Source organism: Limnofasciculus baicalensis BBK-W-15, assembly GCF_024178385.1.
Classification (GTDB): Bacteria; Cyanobacteriota; Cyanobacteriia; order Cyanobacteriales; family Coleofasciculaceae; genus Limnofasciculus; species Limnofasciculus baicalensis.
Genome location: NZ_JAMZMM010000049.1, coordinates 19,830 through 22,740, shown reverse-complemented (window position 1 = coordinate 22,740; position 2,911 = coordinate 19,830). Strand labels below are relative to the sequence as shown.

At 40.0% G+C, this 2,911-nt stretch carries 5 protein-coding genes; 3 read left to right on the top strand and 2 right to left on the bottom strand.

Going from position 1 to position 2,911, the window contains the following annotated elements:
• The first annotated feature begins 55 nt into the window (after positions 1-55).
• The 3 genes from queC to NJ959_RS07500 are packed head-to-tail and all read left to right on the top strand — an operon-like array spanning position 56 to position 1,591.
• Positions 56-739, top strand: a complete 684-nt coding sequence (gene queC / locus NJ959_RS07510; protein WP_254011133.1) for a 7-cyano-7-deazaguanine synthase QueC — start codon at positions 56-58, stop codon at positions 737-739.
• A 43-nt stretch (positions 740-782) separates the two neighbouring features.
• Positions 783-1,166 (top strand): type II toxin-antitoxin system HicB family antitoxin, encoded by a 384-nt coding sequence (locus tag NJ959_RS07505; protein WP_254011132.1) that lies wholly within the window; start codon positions 783-785, stop codon positions 1,164-1,166.
• The gene (locus NJ959_RS07500; protein WP_254011131.1) at positions 1,163-1,591 is read left to right on the top strand and encodes a type II toxin-antitoxin system VapC family toxin; all 429 of its coding nucleotides are present in this window, start codon (positions 1,163-1,165) and stop codon (positions 1,589-1,591) included. Before NJ959_RS07505 ends, NJ959_RS07500 begins: the two co-directional genes overlap by 4 nt.
• 48 nt (positions 1,592-1,639) lie before the next feature.
• On the opposite strand, the gene NJ959_RS07495 is transcribed toward NJ959_RS07500, so the two are convergent.
• Both NJ959_RS07495 and NJ959_RS07490 read right to left on the bottom strand, forming a co-directional pair.
• Positions 1,640-2,077 carry an Imm30 family immunity protein gene (locus NJ959_RS07495; RefSeq protein WP_254011130.1) on the bottom strand — a complete coding sequence of 146 codons (438 nt, stop codon included), beginning with the start codon at positions 2,075-2,077 and terminating at the stop codon, positions 1,640-1,642.
• 88 nt (positions 2,078-2,165) lie between these two features.
• Positions 2,166-2,642 carry a hypothetical protein gene (locus NJ959_RS07490; protein WP_254011129.1) on the bottom strand — a complete coding sequence of 159 codons (477 nt, stop codon included), beginning with the start codon at positions 2,640-2,642 and terminating at the stop codon, positions 2,166-2,168.
• Positions 2,643-2,911 lie beyond the last annotated feature (269 nt).

Sequence of the window (2,911 nt, the reverse complement as noted above, 5' to 3'; positions counted from 1 at the left end):
CTTCTAATGACACAATTACGGATAATAAAGTTCGCACAGTTGAGGGATTTTGATTTTGAAAGCAGTGGTTTTGTTATCGGGAGGATTGGACTCCTCCACGGTTTTGTATCAGGCTAAGGCAGATGGATGTGACTGTTATGCGATTTCCTTTGACTACCAACAGCGCCATAGACGGGAACTGAAGTCTGCTGTGGCAATTGCTAAGGGTGCTGGAGTAACTGAACATCAGGTAATTACTTTTAATTTGAGGCAGTGGGGTGGCTCTGCTTTGACGGATGATGAGATAGATTTGCCGACGGAGCGCTCTGTTGATGAGATGTCTCAGGATATTCCGATTACTTATGTTCCGGCAAGAAATACTATTTTTTTGAGTTTTGCTCTATCTTATGCTGAAGCTATTGCTGCCCAACGGGTTTATTTGGGGGTAAATGCTTTGGATTATTCTGGTTATCCAGATTGTCGTCCAGACTATATTCGGGCGATGCAGGAGGTGTTTAATTTGGGGACAAAAGAGGGGCGTGAGGGAGCAGGAATTGAGATTGTTGCGCCACTAATTGATTTGCGGAAAACTGAAATTATTAATTTGGGCAATAAGTTGGGTGTCCCTTGGGATCAAACTTGGTCTTGTTATGCGGGTGGTGATTTGGCTTGTGGGGTTTGCGATTCTTGTCGGTTGCGGTTGGCTGCTTTTGCTGAGTTGGGGTTGAAGGATTCAGTTGATTATGAATTAGAGAAATAGCTTGGCGATCTATAATAAAATAGGATAGGAGTAGAGAGGATCTATGATGAAAAGCACTTTATTAACTGTATCAGAGGAAAACTTGCCTCAAGTAACTTACTCAGTAATCCTAAAACAGGAAAAAGAGGGGGTTTATCAAGCTACGGTATGGGGTTTAGCAGATTGCCAAGCGACTGGAGCTACGAAGGAAGCTGCTTTGAAAAGTATTAACGAGATTTTGACAGCGCGGTTAGACAATACTGAAGTTATTGTCCAAAAAATACCTTTGCTTAAACTGGAAAATCCTTGGATGGAGTGGGCGGGAATGTATAAGGATAATCCTCTGTTTAATGATATGATAGCTGAGATTGAAAGTTATCGTAACGAGCTTGATGCGGAAATGGATGAGTACTATCGAAAAATGGATGAGGAGGATAAAAAAGAGTGAGTTTGTGGATACTAGATACAGATCATCTGACACTTTGGCAAAACAATCATCCACTTGTGAAACAAGGAGTGAATCGAGTTAATAATCAAAATATTGCCATCACAATTATTTCTGTGGAAGAACAAATGCGAGGATGGCTCAATCTTGTGAGGCAATCTTCCCAATCTTCTCGGCAACTATGGGCTTACAAAGGATTACAAGATGGTGTAGCTTTTTTTAATCAAGTCAATGTGCTTGAATTTAACCAGGATGCTTACGATTGTTACACAGAATTGGTTAGTCAAAGAATCCGTATTGGTACGCAAGATTTACGAATTGCTGCGATCGCTATCTCAAGTAATGGTATTCTGGTAACGCGGAATCGGCGCGATTTTGAACGGGTTCCTGGTTTGATATTTGAAGATTGGACAATAGATTTGGGTTAGGGAAGGTGGGGATTGCTTGGTTAGGGGGATTGCAATCCTTACTCTAGCTTACAGCGATCGCACTGATACTGTGATTTTCAAGTGAATTGCGGCACTTTCTTCTAAAAGATGATAAATGAAATGAGGTTTCTGGAGATTCACAGAATGCAAGATTTCATGATAAATTCTACAGGCGGGTTCATCGTTTAAAATCCGGTTGTGGATAATCCTTGTCCAATCGGGTGCTGTAATCATTAACTGAGGAACAACACTAATAAATGCCTCAAGTTGTTTTTTGATTTCAAAAGATTCCAGAAAGTGAATTAACCCAAACATAATTTCTGGTTCTCGACACCGATCGTCTAAAATTAAATGTAATTTGGCTAAATCATCCTCATTAGGATTATTGGCTAGTTCAGTTAAGGTATCTTCAAAAGCCATAATTTCTTGTGGTGTCTCCATTAAGCGATTGGCTTTTAAGAGTTCCAGTAAGTTATTTTTACTCATCAGCTTTTATCTCCTTTGTTAAAAGTCTCTAACCAGACTGATTTATTGAGTCTAATTAGTCGCTAATTACTGCTATTCTCTGATGGAATTAAATTGCGTAACCCTGATTTTTGCCCCACTCTAGCCAAGCGTCAGCCATCTGTTTGACTCTTCCTCTTTGTTCTGGTTTAATTGGATTTGAACCTGTAATTTCCCTCAATGCTGATAACCAATAAAGGGGATTTTGTTTGAGTTCAGATAGCAATAAGGGGACAATTTTAGTTCCCATGCTAATGATTTCTTGGTAAGCCGGATGTTGAGACATTTGAGCGGTGGAGGATATTCCTTCAACTTCACTTTGCCATTGTGAGGCGAGTGTATAAAATTTATTAGTTATTTCTGGATCGAGTTCAGTATTTATGTTGAGTAGATATTGGGTAGCTTTTTGCTGGTATGCTTCGGGTTGAGTGATGAGGTTTTCAATACCTAGGAAAACTAAATCTTCTATTGATAGATTGAGTTGATTAGCAATTGCTTGTAGTTTCAGCAGACGTTCATCTGAAATTGTTATGGTAATGGTGTTCATTCTGCTTGGAGGTTGTGATAATGTCTTTAGTTTAACAAATGAGTTAATGGATCTGGATTGGAGATAGTGGAAAGTGCAATATAACTGATAACTTGTAGTAGTTGGAATAACCCGATAGCAATCACCCGACAGCAATAATCCGATAGCAATAATCCGATAGCAATCACCCGACAGCAATCACCCGATAGCAATCACCCGACAGCAATCACCCGATAGCAATCACCCGATAGCAATCACCCGATAGCAATCACCCGATAGCAATCACCCGA

Bases quoted from the DNA above. Each gene is read 5' to 3' on its own strand.
- NJ959_RS07495 (WP_254011130.1), bottom strand. From the start codon at position 2,077: ATGAGTAAAAATAACTTACTGGAACTCTTAAAAGCCAATCGCTTAATG.
- NJ959_RS07505 (WP_254011132.1), top strand. From the start codon at position 783: ATGATGAAAAGCACTTTATTAACTGTATCAGAGGAAAACTTGCCTCAA.
- NJ959_RS07490 (WP_254011129.1), bottom strand. From the start codon at position 2,642: ATGAACACCATTACCATAACAATTTCAGATGAACGTCTGCTGAAACTA.